Source organism: Collinsella sp. AM23-17, from assembly GCF_003470945.1.
Lineage (GTDB): Bacteria > Actinomycetota > Coriobacteriia > Coriobacteriales > Coriobacteriaceae > Collinsella > Collinsella aerofaciens_O.
Genome location: NZ_QRHU01000002.1, coordinates 74,950 through 96,272, shown reverse-complemented (window position 1 = coordinate 96,272; position 21,323 = coordinate 74,950). Strand labels below are relative to the sequence as shown.

Here is a 21,323-nt window from a genome sequence, read left to right as displayed (position 1 = left end):
TAACGGATTCCTATTGAAAGGGATTGTAATGGCTGTAAAGCACCTTAAGCCGACCTCCGCTGGTAGGCGTTGGCAGACGATCTCCGATTTCTCCGAGATCACCTGCACCAAGCCCGAGAAGTCTCTTCTCGAGCCCCTGCCCAAGAAGGCCGGTCGTAACAACAACGGCCGCATCACCACCCGCCACCAGGGCGGCGGCGTGAAGCGTCGTTACCGCGTGATCGACTTCAAGCGCAACAAGGACGGCGTGCCCGCCAAGGTTGCCACGATCGAGTACGATCCGAACCGTTCCGCTCGCATCGCTCTGCTGCACTACGCTGACGGTGAGAAGCGCTACATCCTGGCCCCCAAGGGCCTCGAGGTCGGTCAGACCATCATGTCCGGTTCTGACGCCGACATCAAGCCGGGCAACGCTCTGCCCCTCGCCGACATCCCCGTCGGTACGCTCATCCACGCCGTCGAGTTCCAGCCGGGCAAGGGCGCTGCTATCGCCCGTTCCGCCGGTAATTCCTGCCAGCTGATGGGTAAGGAGGGCAAGTACGCTATCGTCCGTATGCCTTCCTCCGAGATGCGCCGCATCCTCGTTACCTGCCGCGCCACCGTCGGTGAGGTCGGCAACGCCGATCACGCCAACATCGTCATCGGCAAGGCCGGCCGTAAGCGTCACATGAACGTGCGCCCGACCGTCCGCGGTACCGTCATGAACCCTGTCGACCACCCGCACGGCGGTGGCGAGGGCAAGAACCACACCTCTGGTCGTCCCTCTGTTACCCCCTGGGGTAAGCCGACGAAGGGCCTTCGTACGCGCAAGAAGAAGAAGGTCTCGAACCAGCACATCATTCGTCGCCGTAAGAAGTAATTTCGGATACCGAGTTTTAGGAGAAAGCACTTATGAGCAGAAGTCTCAAAAAGGGCCCGTTCGTGGAGACTCGCCTTCTCTCGCGTATCACCGCGATGAACGAGGCTGGCAAGAAGGACGTCGTGAAGACCTGGTCCCGCGCGTCCACCATCTTCCCCGAGATGGTTGGTCACACCATCGCCGTCCACGACGGCCGCAAGCATGTGCCCGTGTATGTTACCGAGTCCATGGTTGGTCACAAGCTCGGCGAGTTCGCGCCGACTCGTACGTTCCGTGGCCACAAGGCCAAATAGGGGGTTAACCGTAAATGGCAACTAAGTCTATTGAAACTGAGGCCACCGAGGTTCGCGCCGTCGCTAAGTACGTGCGTGTTTCCCCCAGCAAGGCCCGCCTGGTGGTCGATCTGATCCGCCGCAAGCCTGTCGCTCAGGCCTTCGACATCCTCCACTTCTGCGACCGCGCCGTCGCCGTGGATGTCGAGAAGGTTCTCCGTTCCGCCGTTGCGAACGCCGAGAACAACAACGGTCTGCGTGCCGACAACCTGGTTGTCGCCGCTGCCTATGTTGACGAGGGTCCGACGCTTAAGCGCATCCGTCCCCGCGCCAAGGGTTCCGCTTCTCGCATTCTGAAGCGTACTTCCCACATCACCGTCGTCGTTGCTCCTCGAAAGGAGGCGTAAAGCTGTATGGGTCAGAAAGTCTACCCCACCGGCTTCCGTCTTGGCATCACCGAGAACTGGCGCTCCCGCTGGTTCGCAGAGAAGGATTACGCTAAGACCCTCGGTAACGATCTCGAGATCCGCAAGTACCTCGAGAAGCGTCTTTCCCGCGCAGCTGTCTCCCGCGTCGAGATCGAGCGCGCTGGCGACAAGGTGAAGGTCATCATCCTCACCGCTCGCCCCGGCGTTGTCATCGGTAAGAAGGGTGCCGAAATCGATACCCTCCGCACCGAGCTCGAGAAGGTCGCTGGCGTCTCCAAGGGCCAGCTCTCCGTCGACGTTGTCGAGATCAAGCGCCCCGAGCTCGACGCCAACCTCGTTGCTCAGTCTATCGCCGAGCAGCTCGAGGGCCGCGTTGCCTTCCGTCGCGCTATGCGCAAGGCTGTCCAGTCCGCCCGCAAGGCCGGCGCTAAGGGCATCCGTATCCAGTGCTCCGGTCGTCTCGGCGGTGCCGAGATGGGCCGTCGTGAGTGGTACCGCGAGGGTCGCGTGCCTCTGCACACCCTCCGTGCCAAGATCGACTACGGCACGGCTGTCGCCAGCACCACCATGGGCGCTTGCGGCGTGAAGGTCTGGATCTACCTGGGCGAGAAGCTCCCGGGCCAGCCTGTTCCCAACCCTGCACTCGAGGGCTCTTCCCGTCCTCGTCGTCGTAACTCCGAGAGGAGGGGTCAGTAGTGCTTGCCCCTAAGCGTATTCTTCACCGCAAGGTGCAGCGTGGCTCCATGAAGGGCCAGGCCAAGGGTAATACCGAGCTGCATTTCGGCGAGTTTGGTATCCAGGCTCTCGAGGCCCATTGGATCACCAACCGTCAGATCGAGGCCGCTCGTATTGCCATGACCCGCTACATGAAGCGTGGCGGTCGTGTCTACATCACGATCTTCCCCGATAAGCCCATCACCAAGAAGCCTGCCGAGACTCGCATGGGTTCTGGTAAGGGTAACCCCGAGGAGTGGGTGGCCGTCGTCAAGCCCGGCCGCATCATGTTCGAGGTCAAGGGCGTGCCCGAGGAGGTCGCTCGCGAGGCTCTGCGTCTTGCACAGCACAAGCTTCCCATCAAGACCAAGATTGTTGCTGCCAAGAACGCTGAGCAGCGCATCGAGAAGGAGATGGCTGAGGAGGCCGCTCTCGAGGCCAAGTGGGCTGCTGAGGACGCCGCCGCCGCCAAGGAGGAGAACTAATGAAGCCCGCAGAGATTCGTGAGCTCTCGGACGCTCAGCTCGTTGAGAAGCTGAAGGAAATGCGCGCCGAGCTCTTTAACCTTCGTTTCCAGATGGCCACCAGCCAGCTGGACAACACCGCTCGCGTCAACACCGTGAAGAAGGACATCGCTCGCGTCCTCACGGAGCAGCGCGCCCGCGAGATCGCAGCGGAGAAGTCCGCTGTCGCCGAGTAGGACCTAAGGAGAGAACATGACTGATTCGCGTAACTCGCGTAAGGTCCGTACGGGTGTCGTTACCTCCGTCTCCGGTGCCAAGACCATTGTTGTCACCATCACCGAGCGCAAGCGTCACCCCAAGTACGGCAAGATGATGACCAGCTCCAAGAAGCTGCACGCTCACGACGAGGAGTGCACGGCTGGCGTGGGCGATACCGTCCGCGTTATGGAGACCCGTCCTATGTCCAAGATGAAGCGTTGGCGCCTCATCGAGGTCGTCGAGCGCGCTAAATAAGCAGTCGCTCTTACGACTTGTACGTTTCCGAAGATGTGCGTATGCCTGGCTTGCATACCACGGGCCGTATAAAGGCTGCGCACCTCTCTTCGGTTCTTAGTTCGGAGGAACATCTACCATGATTCAGATGCAAACCATGCTGAACGTCGCCGACAACTCCGGCGCTCGCAAGATTCGCTGCATCAAGGTGCTTGGCGGTTCCAAGCGTCGTTATGCAGGCATCGGCGATGTGTTCATCGGTGCTGTCCAGGAGGCTACCCCTGGCGCCAACGTCAAGAAGAAGGACGTTGTCCGTTGCGTCGTCGTTCGCACCGTTAAGGAGATCCGCCGCAAGGATGGCTCCTACATTCGCTTTGATGAGAACGCCTGCGTTGTCATCAACAACGATGGTTCGCCCGTCGGCACCCGTATCTTCGGGCCCGTCGCTCGCGAGCTTCGTGACAAGAAGTACATGAAGATCGTCTCGCTCGCTCCCGAGACCCTGTAGTTAGGGGAGATATATGTATATCAAGAAGGGCGATAAGGTCCAGGTTCTCTCTGGTAAGGATCGCGGCAAGCAGGGCGTTGTCCTGCGTGCTCTCCCCGCCGAGAACAAGGTCGTTGTCGAGGGCGTTTCGGTCGTCAAGAAGGCCGTCAAGCCCAACGCTGCCAACCAGCAGGGCGGCATCGTTTCGCAGGAGGCTCCCATCGACGCCTCCAACGTCAATCTCGTCTGCCCCGAGTGCGGTAAGGTTACCCGCGTCGGTCACGAGAAGGACGGCAAGAACAAGCTGCGCGTCTGCAAGAAGTGCGGCCACAAGTTCTAAGCTGCCCGCAACATCAAGTTGCTAGCAAAGGCCCGGATGCCACGGCACCCGGGCCTTTTTCTATCCCCACTCGATGGCTTCGGTTCTGCCGTCCCGTCATTCCGGTTGCATCCAGTTTTCGGTGCCGTCTCGAATCGAGTGCCGCCAGGTGATACCCTGTCGCGTTTCGTCGGCTTCGGGGACAAAAGTCGGGACAACTCCAAAAACTATTTTCGAACTCAGGGCTTTGAGTTTTTGTTTTTGTCCCAAAGGGCGCGGCGGGATGCCTTTGGAGGCTCGATAGCGCCGAAAACGCCCGTTTTGAAACTTAAATGCCTTTTCGCGTGCAAGCCGCCAGCTGCAATAGGAAGTGAATCAACGCAGGTGGCTTTCAAGCAGTTTGCAAAACTGCAGGTCACAGGTCTTCATTGCCAGTAGGAGAAATGAGTAGTCTCAGGTGGCTTGCCCATGAGTTGACGAACGGGATTTGAGATTACGCTGACGTCCGGAAACGCTTCGAGCACGGCGTTACGTTTTTGGGGTTTGGGCGTAGCCCCTGCACCCGCGAGCGCGGGCCTTAAGCCCGCCGAGAGGGTGACGCGTCGAAAACGAAGGGGAAAGAGAGAAGGGGCCGTCCCTATCATTCAGGTTGCGACCGAAGAAGACAAGGAGACCCCCTGAGCCTGAATGATGCCCCACAGACCGCGTCCGACCGAGCTCAAGCCGAGCTTTTCCTGACGTCCGCCTTCGCGAAGATGATGGCTGGATTGGCTATGGATTGGCAACACTTATTTGGACGATTCCGGGAGGGACGGCCCCGCCTCCCTGAACTCGACCGGCGACATGTAGCCCAGCGTCGAGTGGATCCTGAAGTTGTTGTACCAGTGCACGTAATCCAAGAGCTTGGCTCGGAGCTCGCGCGTCCCTCCTCGGTCCTTCGGAGTGGCCGACGATCTCCCCGTTGCAGAGGTCGACGAGCAGGCAGACGTAGTTCCACGACGCCCCGACGCGCACGCAGGCCAAGTCGCTGCATATATGGGTGCACGGCGCCCTGCCGCCGAAGCCGCGCGCGACGACGTTCGACACGTCGGCCTCGTTGACCGCCCCGGGGTGCACCTTGAACCTCTTCCTGCCGTATGCGCCGGCCAGGCCGTTCTCCCTCATGATGCGGCAGACGCGGCGCCGGCTGACGGTAACGCCCGACCTCCCGGGCGACGCCTTGATCTTGCGCGATCCGTTCCGGCCCTTGCTGGCGGCGTGCGCCGCCGCGGCCGCCGTCGCCCCCGACATTAAGGTCCTCAAGGGCCGCGTCGTCTCCGGCGACCAGTTCGTCTCGCCCGCGGAACAGAAGGAGCGAATCCTCGCGGCCTTCGGCGACCTGTGCTGCGAGATGGAGGGCTGCACCATCGCGCAGGCCTCCTATCTCAACGGCGTGCCCCTCGTCGTCGTGCGCGCCATCAGCGACAAGCCCTGCGCCGAGGGCCGGGTCGTCGACTACAACACTTTCGAGAAGAAGGCCGCCTGCGACTGCGCCCGCATCGCCGCGCGCATGGTTAAGCTTTAGGCCCTGCGCGCCGGGGCCCTTCTTTATGTTGGGATCCCGGCGCGCCGGGCCCTTTCCAAAGCGAAGTGTCGAGCCGAAGTGTTGAGCGTCGGCCCTGAATGTTCAATGGCCGTTGTTTTCTGCCCCTCAAGTGGTGGACTTTTCCTCGGAGCTGTTGATTCCCCCACGCGCCCCCTTCCGTTCTCTGTTCTCCCCTTATACTCCTTGTACGAGGAGGTAAGAAGTCATGGACAAGACCACACAGGACAGCTTGGCAAAGAAACCCGTCGACATGAGGGACAGGATTCTCGAGCATCTCGAGGCCCTCACCTCTGCCGTCTCGCTCGACGACCTTGCCCGTCTGTCCACCTCCGACATCGCCGAGACGCTCATCATCTCCAGGAGCCTGGCGAGCCAGTACCTCAACGACCTTGTTCGCGCCGGTCTTGTGGTTAAGGTGGCGGGCAGGCCTGTCCGTTATTTTCATCGCCGCGCGTTCCAGAAGCGTTTTCAGGTAAAGCTCTCTGCAAGCGAGTATGCCTCGCTCGCCGACCTCATCCAGGCGACGGGAATCGCCGATCACCGCGACTTCGCGCGTGCCGTGGGCTTCGACATGAGCCTCAGCTCCGTTGTCGAGCAGTGCAAGGCTGCGGTTCAGTACCCTCCGTTTGGCCTGCCCATCCTCTTGAGCGGCGGCGTGGGTGTCGGTAAGTCTTTCCTTTCTCGCCTTGTGTACGAGTACGGCAAGAACCAGGGCTTGCTGTCCCGCGACTCCTCCTATGTGCGCATCGACTGCGCCGGGGTCCCGGACGCCGCCTCGTTCAACGGGCTTCTTGACGAGTCGATCGCGAAAGCGCGCGGGGGTGTGGTCTTTGTCAACGGCATCGAGGCACTCTCTCCCTCTGCGATGGAGCACTGCCTTGCGACGGCCCTCGGGCTCGATGCCTCCCAGGATGCGCCGCGCGCTCGCCTCGTTCTTTCGACGACGCTTTCCGCCGATGACCTGAAGGTTTCCTCGGCCTACAGCAAAATGCCCATCTGTGCCCGCGTCCCCTCACTCAAGGAGCGGACCCCCGAGGAGCGCGAGGATCTCATCTTGAGCTTCCTGCGCAGCGAGGGGTGCCGAATCGGTTCTGATGTGAAGATCAGCCGCGGCGCATACCGTTGCCTCGTGAACGCGGACTTTTCCGATAACATCGCCGGCTTGCGCGCCTGCGTGACGAACTGCTGTGCCAAAGCGTTCCTCAATCGCGAGGGCGACTACGTCGTCGTTCGCCCGTATCTTCTTCCCAGCGGGCTCCTCTCCTCCGCGCAGATCGATCAACAGCCCGACGATGGCGTTCTGATCGACGCGTCTCTGGATGCCGCCGAGAGCACAGGGCCGGTCGAGCAGGCGCTCGATGCCCTGTGCTCCCTCGATGAGCGATTCTGCGCCGGGGAGCTCTCTGTCTCCGAGCTTGTCTCGCAAGCTGTCTCCGCTGTGCGCGGCGTTGAGGATCACTTGATCTTCGACCACGGCGTCGCCTCCTCGAGGTCGCGCGCCTTCGAGCGCGTCGTGGGCGCGGTCCTTGCCGACGCAGGCTCTTCTTATGGCATCGAGCTTTCGAGGAAGGTCGCTTTTCTACTGGCCCAGGAGATTTGCCTGCAGTTGTGGCCGGGTATCGGCCTGGCTAAGCGAAAGTCTGCCTGTGCGGAGCAAATCTCCCATCTCCTCGGTGCCGTGACCTCCGAATTGCCGTTTGCCTCGAGTGTCTCCGATCAGGTCGCCGCAGACGTGGAAGGGGCGCTGGGAATCTCGCTCGATCACTTCACGAAGACGCTTCTGACGCTGTGCGTCGCATCGGAGTCTCGCGATGCGAAGGCCCTTCGGACGCTCTGCGTCATCTTGTCCCACGGCTACTCAACGGCGACGAGCATCGCCGACGCGGCGAACCGTATGCTCGGCATGCATGTGTACGAGGCTGTCGACATGCCCTACGACCAGCAGCTGAAGGACATCGTCGGTCCGCTCCAGCGCCTCGTCGACCGCCATTCCTACTGCACCGGGGTCGTGTTCCTCGTCGACATGGGCTCCTTGGAGGAGGCCTATAAGGCCCTCGAGAACGTTACCGACTCCACTATCGGCGTGGTGAACAACGTCTCTACCGGTCTTGCGCTCGAGATCGGGGTCGGGCTGCTCGGCGGCAAGTCCATCGCCGAGGTTCTTGGCGATGCGACCGCCGCGTGCGTGACGCACTGCAAGGTGATCGAGCGCGTCAACCGTGAGGACGCCATCGTCTTCTGCTCCGAGTCCGGGGTCGACGCCGCGGAGAGGATACGCCAGCTCGTCTCGCAGAGCCTCCCGCGCACCATAGGCGCGCGCCTGCTCACGAGGCCCTTCAAGCAGCTCGTCGCGAACGGGTCGAACGACGCCGTTTTCTCCGAGCACCGCGTCTGCGCCGTCATCGGCACGGGAGACCCCGGGGTCGCCTCCGTCCCCTTCGTCGCCCTCGAGGACATCATGTCGACGGCGTCCGCCTCTAAGGTTGATGCCGTGTTCGGCAGGTGGCTTGACGCTTCCGAGCTCTCTTCTTTCCACGAGAAGCTGCTCTCGAACATGACGCTGCAGAACGTCATCCGCTCCATCACCATCCTCGACCCGGAGCGGCTATTCCATGAGATCGAGAGCGCCGTGCACGAGCTTCAGCGCAGGACAGGCGAGAAGATCGGCAGCAACGCCATCATTGGGCTCTACGTTCACCTCTGCTGTCTCGTCGAGCGCCTTGTTACCAGAAACCCCATTGAGACCTATGTTGGCCAGGACCGCTTCGAGGAGGAACGCGCCGATTTCATCGAGTCCTTCAGGCAGAGCTTCTCGAGCATCTCGACGCGCTATCGCGTAGAGGTTCCCGTAAGCGAGATCGCATATGTCTTCGACTACATAAGCGTGAGCGCCGCCCCGGCGCGAGAAGAGCGCCTCGGCTCCTCGGACCTCCTGCTCGACGAGTGACCTTCCCCACGCCGCCGCAAGCTGACCGCGCGCCCTCAATAATCCGATAACCCCTTGCCCGGCGCGAATCCGGATAGCGCCGAGGCAGTACCGAACGCAAAACTTCATTTGATAGGAGCAAACATGAGTGTTGTTATGGCACGAATCGACAATCGCCTGCTTCACGGCATCATCGTGACGCAGTGGGCCCCGGTGTCGGGCGCGACCCGAGTCATGGTCATCGACGACAAGGTCGCCGGCGACGAGGTCCTGAAGTCCACCATGAGGATGGCGCGCCCCGCGGGCATGGCCGTTTCGATCATCTCCGAGCAGACCGCGCTCAAGAACTTCGCCGCGGGCAAGTACGACCGCGAGAAGGTCTTCGTCATCGCCAAGGAGCCCGAGACGATGCTTCGCCTGGTCGAGTCGGGCGTCGAGCTCCCGTCGCTGGTCGTCGGCGGCTCGCTCGTCAAGGAGGACGGCATCCAGCTCACCCAGCGCGCCTACGCCTCCGCCGAGAACGTCCAGAGCTACAAGGCGCTCATCGCCCGTGGCGTCAAGGTGACGGCCCAGTTCGTGCCCGCCGACAAGCCCGTCTCCGTCGCAGACCTCATCTAAGGGGGAAATATGGTCAACTTCACTATCCTGCAGGTCGTCCTTTTGACCCTGCTGGCCTTCATCAAGCACGTGGACTACTACGGCATCCCGATGATCTTCGTCAATTACGCCGTTTTCTGGGGCCTCATCACCGGAGTCGTCATGGGCGACTGGAAGACCGGCCTTGTCATCGGCGGCACCATTCAGCTCATGCAGCTCGGCGTCGCGGGCTTCGGCGGCTCCTCCATTCCCGACTACGGCACGATGGCCATCATCGCCACCGCCTACGGCGTGACCCTGGGCTCCGACACGGGCCTCGCCATCGGCCTGCCGGTCGGCATGCTCGGCATCCAGCTCGACGTCGTCGCCAAGATCCTCAACGGCTTTGTCGTCGAGAAGTCCCAGAAGTTCTGCAACGAGGGTAAGTTCAATCAGATGAACGCCATCCTGTGGGTCTGCCCCGCGCTCTTCGGCCTGTGCGCCGCCCTGCCAGTCTTTGTCTCCGTGACGCTCGGCCAGCCCGCCGTCAACTGGCTCCTCGAGGTCATGCCCCAGTGGTTCCTCTCCGGCCTCACCCTCGCCGGCAAGATGCTCCCGGCCGTCGGTATCGCCATGCTGCTCCGCTACATGCCAACCGCCAAGTACTTCCAGTACCTGCTCGCCGGCTTCTTCCTCTCGGCCTTCCTGAACGTGCCCATCATCGGCGCCGCCATCGTCGGCGTTGCCCTCGCGATTGCGTTCTACCAGCGTGCCGAGAGGGACACCGAGCTCGCCGCCCACGCTTCCGCAGACGCCTTCATCGGAGAGGATGAGTAACCATGGAAAACGAGAACATCACCGCCGTCGCCGAGGGCAAGCCCTCCGGCTACAAGGTCACCAAGAAGGACCTGCGCAACGCGAACTGGCGCTGGCTCATGAGCGTGTGCACCTTCAACTACCAGACCCAGCAGGGCGCCTCAGTCGCCTACGCCCTCTCGCCGGTCCTGAGGAAGATCTACACGAACGACGAGGACTATAAGCAAGCGCTCAACAACCACTTCCGCTACTACAACACCCAGCCTTGGCTCGCCGCCATCATCCTTGGCGCCTGCGTGGCCATGGAGGAGCGCGACGGCCTAGCGGCGGCGGACGCCGTCCAAGACCTGAAGATCGGCACCATGGGACCGCTCGCCGGCGTTGGCGACTCCCTGCTCATGACCATGATCCCGACCATCATGGGCTCCATCGCCGCCTACATGGCCATCGAGGGCAACCCCGTGGGAGCCGGCATCTGGTTCGCGCTCATCCTGGCCATCTTCTGGGTCCGCATGCACGCCCTCGAGTTCGGCTACAAGCAGGGCGTGAAGCTCGTCACCGACTTCAGCGAGAAGCTTCCCAACCTCACTGCCGCCGCCTCCGTGCTCGGCCTCACCGTGGTCGGCTGCCTCATCGCCTCGGTCATCGGCGTCACCTGCCCGATTAGCTTCAGCTTCGGCGACGTCGCGATGGAGATTCAGCCGCTGCTCGACAAGATCCTGCCTGCCATGATCCCCGCCGCCATCACGGGAAGCGCGTATTACCTTCTTACCAAGAAGAACGCGAGCATGACGGCCCTCATCCTCGTGGTGATCGTCCTCGCGATGGTCGCCTCCGCCGCCGGCATCCTCGCCTAGCTTCGACCCAAGAGATTGGTGAATCAATGAGAAAGATAGTTGTGGCGAGCCATTCCCTTCTCGCCCAGGGCTTCAAGGACACCCTCGAGTTCCTTACGGGTAAGGGCGACGCCGTCAACGCCGTGTGCGCCTACGTGAACGACAACGGCGAGGGGCTCGACGCGGCGGTCGAGGCGGCTCTTTCGGGCACTGACGAGGTCGTCGTCCTCACCGACGCGTACGGCGGCAGCGTGAACCAGCGCTTTTCCCGCTTCGCCTCCGACCGGATCCACGTGATCGCGGGTGTCAACCTCCCGCTCGCCATGACGGTCGCGCTCGCGCGCCCCGACGAGAAACTCGACTTCGACGCCCTCGTCAACGAGGCGCGCCAGCAGATCATCTACGTGAACGGTGCCAGTTCCGCCGAGTGCGACGACGACGAATAGAGGAGGTCGACGATGAGAGAGTTCCTTAAGGACGTGTGGATGCACGGCGGTGAGGAAAGCCGCGCCATCACCCCCGAGAACATCACGGGCGAGAAGGGCCGCGCCGCCATGTCGGCCAGCCACCTCGGCGTCGGCCGCAAGGGCTCGTGCTGCGTGCCCCTTGAGTCCGGCGAGACCATCACGCTCGCGGACATCGAGGGCCCCGGCATCATCCGCCACATCTGGATGACCGTCCCCGACAAGACCGCCGCCGGCAGCTTCGTCATGCGTGACCTCGTGCTGCGCTTCTACTGGGACGACGAGGAGACCCCCTCGGTCGAGTGCCCTGTCGGCGACTTCTTCTGCAACGGCTTCGGTGAGCGCGCCATCGTCAACTCGATGCCCATCTGCGTGAACCCGACGGGCGGCATGAACTGCTACTTCGAGATGCCCTTCAGGAAGCACGCCAAGGTCACGCTTACGAGCGAGCACCCCGGGTTCATTAAGTACATCTTCTACACGTTCAACTACGCGCTCACCGACGTGCCGGACGACGCCATGTACTTCCACGCCCGCTTTAACCGCGAGCGCAGCACCCGCAGGGGCGTCGACTACACCGTGCTCGACGGCGTGCGCGGCAAGGGCTACTACGTCGGCACCTACATGGCCCTGTGCGCCCTGGAGCGCTATTGGTGGGGCGAGGGCGAGATGAAGTTCTTCCTCGACGGCGACGAGGAGTTCCCCACGGTCACCTCGACGGGAGCCGAGGACTACTTCGGCGGTGCCTGGGCCTTCCTCGACAGGCCGCCCCACGCGCTGCCCGAGGCGCAGTGCTTCAACACGCTGTTCGCCGGCTACCCGTACCGCTCGACGCGCGACGCCACGCGCGACCGCTTCAGCGCGGGCAAGCCGAACCCGAATCCGATGCTCGCGACTAACGACGACGCGCTGCCCAGGCACGGCCTCTACAGGTGGCACCTTCCCGACCCGATCTCGTTCAAGGAGGACCTGCGCGTGACGTTCCAGGACCTCGGCAACGACGACATCAAGCTCTACGAGCGCGAGGACGACATCTCCACCGTCGCCTACTGGTACCAAAGCGAGCCGCACGCCGTGCTCGCCCCGTTTGCCGCAAGGCAGGACCGCGTGCCCAGGTAGGGTCGCCTCGAAACAAGCCAACGTTATGGGCGCCCGCGGTTGACCATGACTGCGGGCGTCCCTTTGTAAGGAGGATCACATGAGCGAAAAGCAAATGAGGCTCGGCGCCCTCGAAGCCGGCGGGACCAAGATGGTCTGTGCCGTGGTGTCCGGCGACGGCGAGGTCCTCGACCGTATGGAGACCCCGACGCTTACGCCCGCCGAGACCGTCCCGCAGATGATCGAGTGGTTCACCGCCCGCGATGTGGACGCGTTGGGCATCGGCGCCTTCGGCCCGACCTGCGTCAACCCCAACGACGAGCGCTACGGCTCCATCCTCCAGACGCCCAAGCTCGCGTGGCGAGGCCATGGTCTTCGCGCCGCGTTCGCCGACGCCCTCGGGATTCCGGTGGCCTACGACACGGACGTGAACGTTGCCTGCCTCGGCGAAGTGGTCTTCGGCTGCTGCAAGGGGCTCGAGGACGCCGTCTACGTGACCATCGGCACCGGCGTGGGCGCGGGCGTCATGTGCGCGGGCAGACTCCTTCACGGCATGCTGCACCCCGAGGCCGGTCACATGCTGGTAAGGACCCGTCCCATCGAGGAGGGACGCTGCGTCTGCCCGAGCCACGCGAGCTGTCTCGAGGGGCTCGCCTCCGGCCCCGCCATCGCCGCGCGCTGGGGAAAGCCCGCGGCCGAGCTCGCGGATAACGATGAGGTGTGGGCGCTCGAGGGGGATTATCTGGGGCAGATGTGTGCGAACCTCGTGCTCATGTACTCGCCTCGCCGCATCGTCCTCGGCGGCGGCGTGATGCACCAGGAGCAGCTCTACGGCATCGTCCGCAAGAAGACCCTCGAATATCTGGGTGGCTACATCCAGACCGCCGAGCTTAAGGACATGGAGAGCTACATCTGCGCCCCGGGCTGCGGCGGCGACCAAGGAATCCTCGGCGCGGCCGAGCTGGCAAGAAGGGCGCTCGCGTAACTTGCGCTCTCTCCGCCATACAACGCGTTAAGAAAAGACGAGCGCTTCTTGCCAATTGAGCGGCAAGAAGCGCTCGTCTTTTGCATCTGTTTTTGGGGCAGGACGCCCCGCCTCCGCTAGAGTCCCTGGACCGCCACACCCACGAGGTTTGGACCGGTGTGGACAAGAAGCGCGGGGCTGATGTCGGAGCGGACGACCTCCACCGCGTTGGCCACGCGCTCGCACAGGGCCTGCTCCATGCGGTCGTAGAGGTCGGCGTGGGCCGAGGTGCGGCTCGCGGCAAAGCGCACCTCGGGGTGCTTCTCGACGATGGCGGCGATGAGCTTGACCTCGGTGCGATGCGGTACTTGCACAGCCATTTCGTGTACGCGAGGCTGTTGGCTTTCTGGGCCACAGCAATCACCTCCCCCTAGTATGATGACCTGAACAATCCTCATGCTAGGGGGAAGGTTTTTGTCGCGTAGCGGAAATTGGCCTCCACCCGCTGAGCGGGTGGCTTTCTATGCCGCGCGTGCCGCGCGGCACGGACTAAAGTCCATGAATAAAAACGAGGAAGGCCACGTCCGGCCTCCCTCGCAAAGAGTCTCTGATTGCTCCCACTCATTGGGGACAGACTTACATGAGTGATTGCACTCATTGGGGACAGACTTAAATGAGTGCTCTTGAAATGCCGGCGCCTGGGGACGTTCTTTTTCTGTCTGCAGTTTGGGACGTTCCTTTTCTGTCGGCAGTTTGGGACGGTCCTTAGAGCTGCAGCGCGCCATGAGCGACGAGGCGAAGCGGATCATCCTGTCTTTCGAGTTCTAAGCAGAATTCCCCGTCTCTGAGTAATGATTAGTGCGCATTTGTGCGTATTTGTGTGCGTAGGATTGCGTGGCTATGCGTGTATAAGCACCGTCTGCGGCTGTATTATGACCATTTGGCGGTTATATACGCAAAAGTACGCACATACGCGCTAATTTGTGCGAATATAGAGACGGCAGAAATGTTAGACGCTCCATGACCCAGGAGGCACATATGGCAGATTTCAAGCAGGCTCCACTCGACGCGGCGGCAGCCGCCAAAGCAGCGTTCGCTTCGGTCCAGGACAAGCCGTTCCCCGACGATATCTTTACGGCTCCCGAGCTCCGTTGGGCTGTGATCGGGTGCGGTGTTATCGCCAACCAGATGGCCCAGTCTCTCGCTCTTGCCGGCCGCAAGCTTGCGGGCGTTGCCAACCGCACACTGTCCAAGGCTCAGGCTTTTGCAGAGCAGTATGGCATTGAGAAGGTCTATGAAACGGTCGAGGACCTCTACACCGATCAGAACATCGACGCCGTCTACATCACCACCCCGCACAACACTCATATCACCTATCTGCGCGCTGCGCTGGCAGCTGGTAAGCACGTGCTCTGCGAGAAGGCCATTACCCTCAATTCCGCTGAACTCGATGAGGCCCGTGCCATTGCCGCCGAGCACAACGTGGTCCTTATGGACGCCACCACGGTGCTCCACATGCCTTTGTATCAGGAGCTGCGTCGTCGCATGGATGTCGGTGAGTTCGGCCGCATGAATCTCGCTCAGCTCAACTTTGGCAGCTACAAGGAGTACGGCGATCTGACCAATCGCTTCTACAACCGCAACCTTGCTGGCGGTGCCATGCTCGATATTGGCGTGTATGCCCTGTCCGTCATGCGTCTCTTTATGGCCAGCCAGCCCGCCGAGGTCGTGTCTCTAGGCAACACCTGCGAGACTGGCGTCGATGTTGCGGGCGGCATCGTCTGCCGTAATGCCGAACAGCAGCTGGGTGTGGTGAGCCTTACGCTCCACTCCAAGCAGCCCAAGCGCTCGATCATTAGCTTCGACAAGTGTTATATCGAGGTCAACGAGTATCCGCGTGCCGATCACGCGACCATCGTGTGGACTGCCGACGGCCACCGCGAGGAGGTCCACGCTGGCACCGAGGCCTACGCACTGTGCTACGAGATGGCCGATCTTGAGAAGGCCGTTGCCGGCGACGACTCCAAGCGCGAGCTGCTGGATTATGCTTCTGATGTTATGGAGCTTATGACCAAGCTTCGCGCCGACTGGGGAGTCGTGTACCCCGAGGAGGAGTAAGCGATGCTTGCGGAAGATAGGCTCAACGCGATTGTATCGATGGTGCAGCAGGCCGGCTCGGTTACCGTTCCGGAGCTTGCTGAGGCCCTGGGCGTGACGGCGTCTACCATTCGGCGCGATCTGCAGACGCTCGACCGAGCGCATCGCATCGCCAAGGTCCACGGTGGGGCGACGAGTCTTGAGCGCGCGCACGTGACGCGCGACCTAACGCTTAATGAGCGCAGCGACCTCCATAACGATGACAAGGAGCGTATCTGCGCCCGTGCGGCGGCGCTTGTGGAGCCTGAGAGCTTTGTATACATCGACTCGGGCTCGACGACGCTCAGGCTCATCGAGCATCTTCCCCACCTTGAAGATGTCACCTACGTGACCGATTCCGTGCTCCATGCTCAGCGCCTTGCTTTGCGGGGTATGCGTACCGTGGTGCTGGGCGGCGAGCTCAAACCCGAGACCGAGGCGCTCGTTGGCCCCGATGCCTTGGCAACCTTAGATCGCTACAACTTCAACTGTGGCTTTTGGGGCTCTAATGGCATCGCCGCCGAGCAGGGCTTCACGGCGCCCGATATCGAGGAGGCCCAAGTAAAGCGCATCTCGATGCGTCATACGGCCAAACGCTTCGTAATCTCGGACGCCAGCAAATTTGGCATGGTGGCGCCCGTCAAGTTCGCGGACTTTCGCGATGCAACGATCATCACCGCGGGCGAGGTGCCCGCCAAGTACCGGGCAATGGACAACGTCGTCACGGTCTAGCGGCGGGGCAAGGTCAAAACCATTTAGTTTTCTCAATAGAAAAGCGGCAACGTCCATCACGGACGTTGCCGCTTTCGTCGTCTACTGGTTCTGTCTAAGTCTGTAACAACTGGACCGTTAAAAGTGGGATAGGTGTTACAGATTGAGATGCTTCCGAACCGCGCCGTCCCTTTGTCTCAATCTGTAACATCTGGGATCGATTTTGCCGAGTTACTGTTACAGATTGAGATTTTCCCTTAAGGGGGATTCGAATGTCTCGATCTGTAACAGATAGACCGGAAAATGGGTTCTAACTGTTACAGATCGAGACGTTTTGGGACCGCGGCTGAGCCATTGCGGCAAAACCACCATAAAGGTGCTTGTCCCCTTTGTGGTGGTTTAGGGCTCCCAGGGGCAAGGGGCTTCGATGTGGATGTGCTCGCCGGTTACGGGATGCGTAAAGGACACGCTGTGGGCGTGGAGCATCAGGCCGCAGGGGCGCGGCGTTCCGTACAGGTCGTCGCCAACCAGGGGATGATGCTCGCTGGCCAGGTGCACGCGGATCTGGTGCTTGCGGCCGGTGAGCAGCTCGACATCGATATACGAGCGCGTAGGCAGGCCACGACGGCTCTTAAGACGCTTGAGTACCTTCACGCGCGTTTGAGACGGCTTGCCGCTGGCGCCGACGCGCATCTTTCGACTGTCGTGTCGGTCGCGGGCGATGGGTTTGTCGATGAGCTTTTCGTTCCAGTCGATCTTGCCCTCGGCGAGCGCCAGGTAGTGCTTTTCGAACGCGTGGTCGATGACCATCTGGTCAAAGGCGGGCTGCGTCTGCTTGTCGAGCGAGAACAGCACCACGCCGGTGGTGTCGCGGTCCAGGCGGTTGAGCGGCTGCATGTCGGTCGCGGCAAAGCCGTCGCCCATCGCCAGCAGCAGGTCGCTGGCGTAGTCGGTGAGCGTGCGCTCGCCGGTGCCGTCGCCGTGGACGATCATACCGGCAGGCTTGTCGATGGCCATGAGCCAGGCGTCGCAGTAGAGGACTTGAGGTTCTTCGTTCACGTGTATGCCTTTCGGTTAGCTGATTCCCACAAACATGCAGCCCGAGGTCGCCCCGCGCAGGCGGGCGGCGGGCTTACGGCCGGCCTGCGCGGCCTCGACGGCGCGACGGACGCGTGCGACGGCGCGGCCAATCTCATCTGCCTCGAGCAGGGTTCCGTCGACCATAAGGCGGCGCACGCCGGCATCGAGCAGCTGCGGAACCTGCGGCGTAAGGTCGATGGGGTAGGCGTCGTACAAGCGTGAGCGGCCGTGGATGTCGGTACGCACCGGCATGACCTTTCCGTCGATATTCTTGAGCGAGAGCTTGCGGGCACGCAGGCGGCAGTTGGCGCAATCGTGGATGCAGCCGTTGGCAACCTGCAGAATGCAATGCTCGCTTGTCATGACGCGCGGGCGGCCAAAGACGGTGATGCCCAGAGCCGCGGGCGCGGCGGCGCCGAGCGAGACAATCTCGTCGAGCGTGATCTCGGGCGAGAGCCAAAACGCGCCGGCTCCGCGTTCGGCGAGTGCCTCCATGCAGGGCGCATTGTGCACGGGCAGGCAGGATCGAATCTCGGCCGTGGCGCCAACCTGGGCGGCCAGGGCAAGCTCAGAGATGTTGCCAATAGCGACCGTGGCGCCGGCAACAACCCATGGGTCAACGCGGACGTGGTCAACGGCGCGGCAGACCTCATCGAGCACGGGTACGATGCCCTGCTCAAACGTATCGGCGGGGGAGAGCTTGGCCGCATCGAGCGCGTCGGTGGTCATGTAGATGCGCGTTGCACCATCCGCCCGCGCTGCCTCGGCGGCCTCGAGCGAGGTGACGGTGGCGCAGATCTGCGGCTCGTCGCGGTAGTGCTCGGGCGCGGGGCGGGAATCACTGGTGACAATCGCCGGCAGCTCGAGCGTTTTCGCGCGCTCCGCGTACGGCGCCAGAATGGCCTCTTCCAGCGCCTTGCAAGCGGCGGCGCGCACCTTATGTACGGCGGAGAAACCCATGCCACAGCCCTCATCGAGCGCCACCTCAAAGCTCGCAGCCTCAAAAGGAGAGGAACCCATGCGGCCCACATGCTCAACCATGTCCGCCGCCTCGACGGCGCGGGTCTTGGCGGCCTCGACGGTGAAGCCCGTGGCGGTGGCGGTGAGCGCGGGGTTGTCACAGCAGGTGAGCGTCACGGTAAACGGCTCGCCCAGGCGCGCCACGACGGACACATCAACAGCGCGGCGGCGCAGCACATCGCGCTTGAGCGCGGCGCCGGCGGCGTCGATGGCACGCTGACTGCGAATCACGCGGACGCGGCAGCCCTCGGGCATGCTGCGGGGCACGCGACATTCGATGATGTCGCCCGCGGCGGCATCATCGGTAGCGATAGTGGTTAGGAACTGGTCAAACTCGTTATCGTGGCGAAGCTCCAGCAGGTCGCCCGTGCCCACGGGCTCAAACAGCTCAATGCGGGCGATGGCGGCGCGGCGACGGCGGTCGTCGGGCTTGAGGCCGCGCACATCGCGGTTGGCCGGGCGGCTGCCCAGCACCGTGCCCACGATCTGGCCGCGGTTGTTGGAACGCTCATAGCTCATCATCTCGTCGCCCGAGGTGCCGTCCTGATAGGCGTGCGTAAAGTCGCGGTTAAAGCAGCGCTTGAGCTGGCGCTGGCGGGCGGCTTTCTCGTCCTTGGCAACGGTGGTTCCGGCCAGCATGTCATCAATCTGATGACGATACACGTCGACGATGGAATACACGTAATCGGGCGCCTTCATGCGGCCCTCGAGCTTGAGCGACGCGGCGCCGGCGTCATACAGGCGGCGAACAAGTTGTGAAGTGTTGGTGTCACGCGGGCACAGCGCGCGCTCGCGACCGGCAGGGGAGAGCGAGCGGCCGTTCTCGTCGATCAGCTCGTAGGGCAGGCGACAGGGTTGAGCGCACATGCCGCGGTTGGCCGAGCGGCCCGCCATGGCAAAGCTCGAAAGCAGACACAGGCCAGAGTAGCAAAAGCAGATGGCGCCATGGCTAAAGACCTCAAGGTCCACATCGGGCGCGGCATCGTGAATGGCGGCAATCTCGTCGATGGAAAGCTCGCGCGAGAGGGTCACGCGGTCGGCGCCTTGCTCGCGGCACCAAAGGGTTCCGCGGTCGTCGTGGATGTTCGCCTGGGTCGAGATATGCGTCTCGATGCCGGGCATGGTGCGCTTGACCTCAAAGAACAGGCCCCAGTCCTGGATGATGAAGGCGTCGGCGCCCAGCGTGGAGCAGCGATGGATGAGCTGCAGCACATCGCTCATCTCGGATTCCTTGATGATGATGTTGACCGTGACGTAGACGCGCGAGCCGGCCAGATGCGCGGCGCGGCAGGCCTGCTCAAAGGCCTCGTCGGTAAAGTTGGTGGCCTTGCGGCGTGCGTTGAAGCTGCCCATGCCGCAGTAGATGGCGTCTGCCCCGGCGGCGAGTGCGGCGGCAAAGGGCTCGGGCCCTCCGGCGGGCGCCAAAAGCTCGGGTCTGCGGTTGGTGGTTCGACTGGCGGTTGCGGTCATATCCTGCCTTTCAAAATGCTCAGATACTCAAAAGTATAGTGGTGCCGTCGCGGCAGGCGATGCCCGTGCTCTAAGCGGGATAAAGTCTTCAGCAGCTTGGACTGGCTGCTCCACATGAGAACCGTTCAGCGGTCCGGGGAAACCGTTGGGCGATAAATTATTCTCGCAACGTGATAATAATCTTGCATCGCGCGGAAACCTTGAGTACTATCCCAATCAAGCGCGGTGTTCAGACCGAACTGTGCCTCCCGGTGTGAACGCCGCGCTCCCGTTCCCTTTTACTTGTAAGGAGAAAAACATGAGCAAGACCGTCGTGTCTTCCGATAACGCACCCGCAGCCATCGGCCCGTATTCCCCCGGTATCCAGACTGGCAACATGGTGTTTCTGTCCGGCCAGCTGGGCATCGATCCCGCGACCGGCAAGCTGCCCGAGGGTGTCGAGGCCCAGGCCAAGCAGTCCCTCGCCAACGTCGAGGCTCTGCTGACCGCTGCCGGCGCCACGTTTGCCGATGTCGTCAAGACCACGGTCTACCTGGCCGACATCGCCGACTTTGCCGCCGTGAACGAGATTTACGCCTCCAAGTTCGAGGCTCCGTTCCCCGCGCGCAGCGCTTTCCAGGTTGCCGCCCTTCCGGCTGGCGGTCTGGTCGAGATCGAGGTTGTCGCCGCTCTCTAAGGTGTTGGTAACAACTAAACATGACATGCAAAAAGACCCTGCAGCGCGTGCGAGCTGCAGGGTCTTTTGTCAAGCGATGCGACAAAAATGATCCGTTTCCCTTCGTCCCCAAGGGATCACGTTTAGCCCTCCTTGCGGACTTTTTGCAGGTAGCGGTACACGCTGGGCTCCGAGATGCCCAACGCGGTGGCAGCGCAGGCCACGGCGCCCTTGAGCATGAACACCCCGTTGCCGTTGAGGTGGCGAATGACGTCCACGCGGTCGCTCTGACCAAGCGACGCTACATCCAGCCCGCGCGCGCTCAGCAACTCGGCAATGCTGCGGTCGATGAGCTCCTGGGTGGACTCCGAAAGGCTTTCGACCTCGATAGGGGCGGGCTCCGTGCGCGTCGGCGCTGCGTCGAAGCACGCCATGAGCTGCTGCGCCATGGCGTTAATGGAGCGTACGGTCGAGAGGTCGGTGTTGACGCAGAGCATACCGACGATCTCGTCATCCTCGCGGATAAAGTACGTCGCTGACTCCAGCGTCTTGCCACCGGCGCCGCGCCCCTCGTAGCCCGTAATAAACGGCAGGTCGCGATACTTGGCGTCGTGCATGATCTTGAGCGCCAGATCGGTGGCGGGACCGCCGACCTTGCGGCCGCTCACGATGCCGTTGCGAATATCGACGATGGCGTGGTCGGGATCCGAGAAATCGTGCAGGACGATCTCGCTGTTCTTACCGAGTATCTGCTCCAGGAAATCGACCATCGGCAAAAAGCGACGTACGGTCTCGTTCACGGGCAACTCCTTTGGGTGAAATCGGAAGGTTCATAACAATTTTTTCTCATGGTAACACGCTACTCTTCATCTCGTATATCCGCAGGTACATTGCGTAATACAGACGAACGGTAGGAATTTGGCGGTAAACGGTTGACCAAAAGAAAAGTTA

24 protein-coding genes and 2 pseudogenes are annotated in these 21,323 nt (G+C 62.1%); 20 read left to right on the top strand and 6 right to left on the bottom strand.

Annotated features, from left to right (window positions below; genetic code table 11):
* Nucleotides 1–28: 28 nt before the first annotated feature.
* The 9 genes and pseudogenes from rplB (at nucleotide 29) to rplX (ending at nucleotide 4,056) form a co-directional block, all read left to right on the top strand.
* Nucleotides 29–859, top strand: a complete 831-nt coding sequence (gene rplB, locus DW645_RS01265) for a 50S ribosomal protein L2 (protein ID WP_055250219.1) — start codon at nucleotides 29–31, stop codon at nucleotides 857–859.
* A gap of 32 nt (nucleotides 860–891) precedes the next feature.
* Entirely contained in the window at nucleotides 892–1,152 is a 261-nt protein-coding gene (gene rpsS / locus DW645_RS01260; RefSeq protein ID WP_006235035.1) for a 30S ribosomal protein S19, read from the top strand.
* Nucleotides 1,153–1,166: 14 nt separating this feature from the next.
* The gene (gene rplV / locus DW645_RS01255; protein ID WP_006235036.1) at nucleotides 1,167–1,538 is read left to right on the top strand and encodes a 50S ribosomal protein L22; all 372 of its coding nucleotides are present in this window, start codon (nucleotides 1,167–1,169) and stop codon (nucleotides 1,536–1,538) included.
* Between the two features lie 6 nt (nucleotides 1,539–1,544).
* Entirely contained in the window at nucleotides 1,545–2,255 is a 711-nt protein-coding gene (rpsC, locus tag DW645_RS01250; RefSeq protein ID WP_006235037.1) for a 30S ribosomal protein S3, read from the top strand.
* A pseudogene (gene rplP, locus DW645_RS01245) lies at nucleotides 2,255–2,650 on the top strand (50S ribosomal protein L16); the annotation flags it as partial. The gene rpsC and the pseudogene rplP, both read left to right, overlap by 1 nt.
* Nucleotides 2,651–2,757: 107 nt before the next feature.
* Nucleotides 2,758–2,973 carry a 50S ribosomal protein L29 gene (gene rpmC / locus DW645_RS01240; RefSeq protein WP_006235039.1) on the top strand — a complete coding sequence of 72 codons (216 nt, stop codon included), beginning with the start codon at nucleotides 2,758–2,760 and terminating at the stop codon, nucleotides 2,971–2,973.
* Between the two features lie 16 nt (nucleotides 2,974–2,989).
* On the top strand, nucleotides 2,990–3,250 hold the full coding sequence (rpsQ, locus tag DW645_RS01235) for a 30S ribosomal protein S17 (protein WP_006235040.1): 261 nt from the start codon (nucleotides 2,990–2,992) through the stop codon (nucleotides 3,248–3,250).
* Between the two features lie 118 nt (nucleotides 3,251–3,368).
* On the top strand, nucleotides 3,369–3,737 hold the full coding sequence (rplN, locus tag DW645_RS01230) for a 50S ribosomal protein L14 (RefSeq protein ID WP_006235041.1): 369 nt from the start codon (nucleotides 3,369–3,371) through the stop codon (nucleotides 3,735–3,737).
* Nucleotides 3,738–3,750: 13 nt separating this feature from the next.
* The gene (rplX, locus tag DW645_RS01225; RefSeq protein ID WP_006235043.1) at nucleotides 3,751–4,056 is read left to right on the top strand and encodes a 50S ribosomal protein L24; all 306 of its coding nucleotides are present in this window, start codon (nucleotides 3,751–3,753) and stop codon (nucleotides 4,054–4,056) included.
* Nucleotides 4,057–4,823: 767 nt separating this feature from the next.
* On the opposite strand, the gene DW645_RS10065 is transcribed toward rplX, so the two are convergent.
* Together DW645_RS10065 and DW645_RS10060 are read right to left on the bottom strand one after the other, a co-directional pair.
* The gene (locus tag DW645_RS10065; protein WP_231501554.1) at nucleotides 4,824–4,925 is read right to left on the bottom strand and encodes an IS3 family transposase; all 102 of its coding nucleotides are present in this window, start codon (nucleotides 4,923–4,925) and stop codon (nucleotides 4,824–4,826) included.
* 292 nt (nucleotides 4,926–5,217) lie between these two features.
* Nucleotides 5,218–5,325, bottom strand: a pseudogene (locus DW645_RS10060) (hypothetical protein); the annotation flags it as partial.
* Here DW645_RS10060 and DW645_RS01215 point away from each other — a divergent pair.
* The 8 genes from DW645_RS01215 (at nucleotide 5,282) to DW645_RS01180 (ending at nucleotide 13,321) form a co-directional block, all read left to right on the top strand.
* Complete coding sequence (locus DW645_RS01215) at nucleotides 5,282–5,599, top strand: hypothetical protein (RefSeq protein ID WP_158548906.1); 318 nt, start codon at nucleotides 5,282–5,284, stop codon at nucleotides 5,597–5,599. The pseudogene DW645_RS10060 and the gene DW645_RS01215 sit on opposite strands and share 44 nt — an antisense overlap.
* Nucleotides 5,600–5,825: 226 nt before the next feature.
* Nucleotides 5,826–8,567 (top strand): PRD domain-containing protein, encoded by a 2,742-nt coding sequence (locus DW645_RS01210; protein ID WP_117736585.1) that lies wholly within the window; start codon nucleotides 5,826–5,828, stop codon nucleotides 8,565–8,567.
* Between the two features lie 123 nt (nucleotides 8,568–8,690).
* Complete coding sequence (locus DW645_RS01205; RefSeq protein ID WP_089572478.1) at nucleotides 8,691–9,164, top strand: PTS sugar transporter subunit IIB; 474 nt, start codon at nucleotides 8,691–8,693, stop codon at nucleotides 9,162–9,164.
* Nucleotides 9,165–9,173: 9 nt separating this feature from the next.
* A complete protein-coding gene (locus DW645_RS01200; RefSeq protein WP_089572477.1) occupies nucleotides 9,174–9,959 on the top strand; it encodes a PTS sugar transporter subunit IIC in 786 nt (261 codons plus the stop codon).
* 2 nt (nucleotides 9,960–9,961) lie between these two features.
* Nucleotides 9,962–10,795, top strand: a complete 834-nt coding sequence (locus tag DW645_RS01195) for a PTS system mannose/fructose/sorbose family transporter subunit IID (RefSeq protein ID WP_089572476.1) — start codon at nucleotides 9,962–9,964, stop codon at nucleotides 10,793–10,795.
* Between the two features lie 26 nt (nucleotides 10,796–10,821).
* Nucleotides 10,822–11,220 (top strand): PTS sugar transporter subunit IIA, encoded by a 399-nt coding sequence (locus DW645_RS01190; RefSeq protein WP_089572475.1) that lies wholly within the window; start codon nucleotides 10,822–10,824, stop codon nucleotides 11,218–11,220.
* Nucleotides 11,221–11,232: 12 nt separating this feature from the next.
* Nucleotides 11,233–12,357, top strand: a complete 1,125-nt coding sequence (locus DW645_RS01185) for a glycoside hydrolase family 172 protein (protein ID WP_172676343.1) — start codon at nucleotides 11,233–11,235, stop codon at nucleotides 12,355–12,357.
* 79 nt (nucleotides 12,358–12,436) lie between these two features.
* The gene (locus DW645_RS01180) at nucleotides 12,437–13,321 is read left to right on the top strand and encodes an ROK family protein (protein ID WP_197032144.1); all 885 of its coding nucleotides are present in this window, start codon (nucleotides 12,437–12,439) and stop codon (nucleotides 13,319–13,321) included.
* A 116-nt stretch (nucleotides 13,322–13,437) separates the two neighbouring features.
* Here the strand turns inward: DW645_RS01180 and DW645_RS01175 are convergent, their stop codons facing one another.
* On the bottom strand, nucleotides 13,438–13,674 hold the full coding sequence (locus DW645_RS01175; protein ID WP_117802951.1) for a hypothetical protein: 237 nt from the start codon (nucleotides 13,672–13,674) through the stop codon (nucleotides 13,438–13,440).
* Between the two features lie 664 nt (nucleotides 13,675–14,338).
* Here DW645_RS01175 and DW645_RS01170 point away from each other — a divergent pair.
* Nucleotides 14,339–15,418 (top strand): Gfo/Idh/MocA family protein, encoded by a 1,080-nt coding sequence (locus DW645_RS01170; RefSeq protein WP_118225873.1) that lies wholly within the window; start codon nucleotides 14,339–14,341, stop codon nucleotides 15,416–15,418.
* A 3-nt stretch (nucleotides 15,419–15,421) separates the two neighbouring features.
* On the top strand, nucleotides 15,422–16,168 hold the full coding sequence (locus tag DW645_RS01165) for a DeoR/GlpR family DNA-binding transcription regulator (protein WP_055250213.1): 747 nt from the start codon (nucleotides 15,422–15,424) through the stop codon (nucleotides 16,166–16,168).
* A gap of 378 nt (nucleotides 16,169–16,546) precedes the next feature.
* Here DW645_RS01165 and DW645_RS01160 read toward each other — a convergent pair whose 3' ends face one another.
* Both DW645_RS01160 and DW645_RS01155 read right to left on the bottom strand, forming a co-directional pair.
* Entirely contained in the window at nucleotides 16,547–17,206 is a 660-nt protein-coding gene (locus DW645_RS01160) for an RluA family pseudouridine synthase (protein ID WP_233502584.1), read from the bottom strand.
* Between the two features lie 15 nt (nucleotides 17,207–17,221).
* On the bottom strand, nucleotides 17,222–19,717 hold the full coding sequence (locus DW645_RS01155; protein WP_118225872.1) for a U32 family peptidase: 2,496 nt from the start codon (nucleotides 19,715–19,717) through the stop codon (nucleotides 17,222–17,224).
* 298 nt (nucleotides 19,718–20,015) lie between these two features.
* Between DW645_RS01155 and DW645_RS01150 the strand changes: the two genes are divergently transcribed.
* Nucleotides 20,016–20,393: a RidA family protein gene (locus DW645_RS01150; RefSeq protein WP_089572469.1), complete on the top strand. Its 378-nt coding sequence runs from the start codon at nucleotides 20,016–20,018 to the stop codon at nucleotides 20,391–20,393.
* Between the two features lie 122 nt (nucleotides 20,394–20,515).
* Here the strand turns inward: DW645_RS01150 and DW645_RS01145 are convergent, their stop codons facing one another.
* Nucleotides 20,516–21,172 carry a transcriptional regulator gene (locus tag DW645_RS01145; protein WP_233539068.1) on the bottom strand — a complete coding sequence of 219 codons (657 nt, stop codon included), beginning with the start codon at nucleotides 21,170–21,172 and terminating at the stop codon, nucleotides 20,516–20,518.
* Nucleotides 21,173–21,323: the final 151 nt, after the last annotated feature.

Bases quoted from the DNA above. Each gene is read 5' to 3' on its own strand.
- rpsQ (WP_006235040.1), top strand. From the start codon at position 2,990: ATGACTGATTCGCGTAACTCGCGTAAGGTCCGTACGGGTGTCGTTACC.
- DW645_RS01185 (WP_172676343.1), top strand. From the start codon at position 11,233: ATGAGAGAGTTCCTTAAGGACGTGTGGATGCACGGCGGTGAGGAAAGC.
- rpmC (WP_006235039.1), top strand. From the start codon at position 2,758: ATGAAGCCCGCAGAGATTCGTGAGCTCTCGGACGCTCAGCTCGTTGAG.
- rplV (WP_006235036.1), top strand. From the start codon at position 1,167: ATGGCAACTAAGTCTATTGAAACTGAGGCCACCGAGGTTCGCGCCGTC.
- DW645_RS01200 (WP_089572477.1), top strand. From the start codon at position 9,174: ATGGTCAACTTCACTATCCTGCAGGTCGTCCTTTTGACCCTGCTGGCC.
- DW645_RS01205 (WP_089572478.1), top strand. From the start codon at position 8,691: ATGAGTGTTGTTATGGCACGAATCGACAATCGCCTGCTTCACGGCATC.
- DW645_RS01170 (WP_118225873.1), top strand. From the start codon at position 14,339: ATGGCAGATTTCAAGCAGGCTCCACTCGACGCGGCGGCAGCCGCCAAA.
- rplN (WP_006235041.1), top strand. From the start codon at position 3,369: ATGATTCAGATGCAAACCATGCTGAACGTCGCCGACAACTCCGGCGCT.
- DW645_RS01165 (WP_055250213.1), top strand. From the start codon at position 15,422: ATGCTTGCGGAAGATAGGCTCAACGCGATTGTATCGATGGTGCAGCAG.
- rplB (WP_055250219.1), top strand. From the start codon at position 29: ATGGCTGTAAAGCACCTTAAGCCGACCTCCGCTGGTAGGCGTTGGCAG.
- DW645_RS01210 (WP_117736585.1), top strand. From the start codon at position 5,826: ATGGACAAGACCACACAGGACAGCTTGGCAAAGAAACCCGTCGACATG.
- rpsS (WP_006235035.1), top strand. From the start codon at position 892: ATGAGCAGAAGTCTCAAAAAGGGCCCGTTCGTGGAGACTCGCCTTCTC.
- DW645_RS01150 (WP_089572469.1), top strand. From the start codon at position 20,016: ATGAGCAAGACCGTCGTGTCTTCCGATAACGCACCCGCAGCCATCGGC.
- DW645_RS01155 (WP_118225872.1), bottom strand. From the start codon at position 19,717: ATGACCGCAACCGCCAGTCGAACCACCAACCGCAGACCCGAGCTTTTG.
- DW645_RS01190 (WP_089572475.1), top strand. From the start codon at position 10,822: ATGAGAAAGATAGTTGTGGCGAGCCATTCCCTTCTCGCCCAGGGCTTC.
- rplX (WP_006235043.1), top strand. From the start codon at position 3,751: ATGTATATCAAGAAGGGCGATAAGGTCCAGGTTCTCTCTGGTAAGGAT.
- DW645_RS01180 (WP_197032144.1), top strand. From the start codon at position 12,437: ATGAGCGAAAAGCAAATGAGGCTCGGCGCCCTCGAAGCCGGCGGGACC.
- rpsC (WP_006235037.1), top strand. From the start codon at position 1,545: ATGGGTCAGAAAGTCTACCCCACCGGCTTCCGTCTTGGCATCACCGAG.
- DW645_RS01195 (WP_089572476.1), top strand. From the start codon at position 9,962: ATGGAAAACGAGAACATCACCGCCGTCGCCGAGGGCAAGCCCTCCGGC.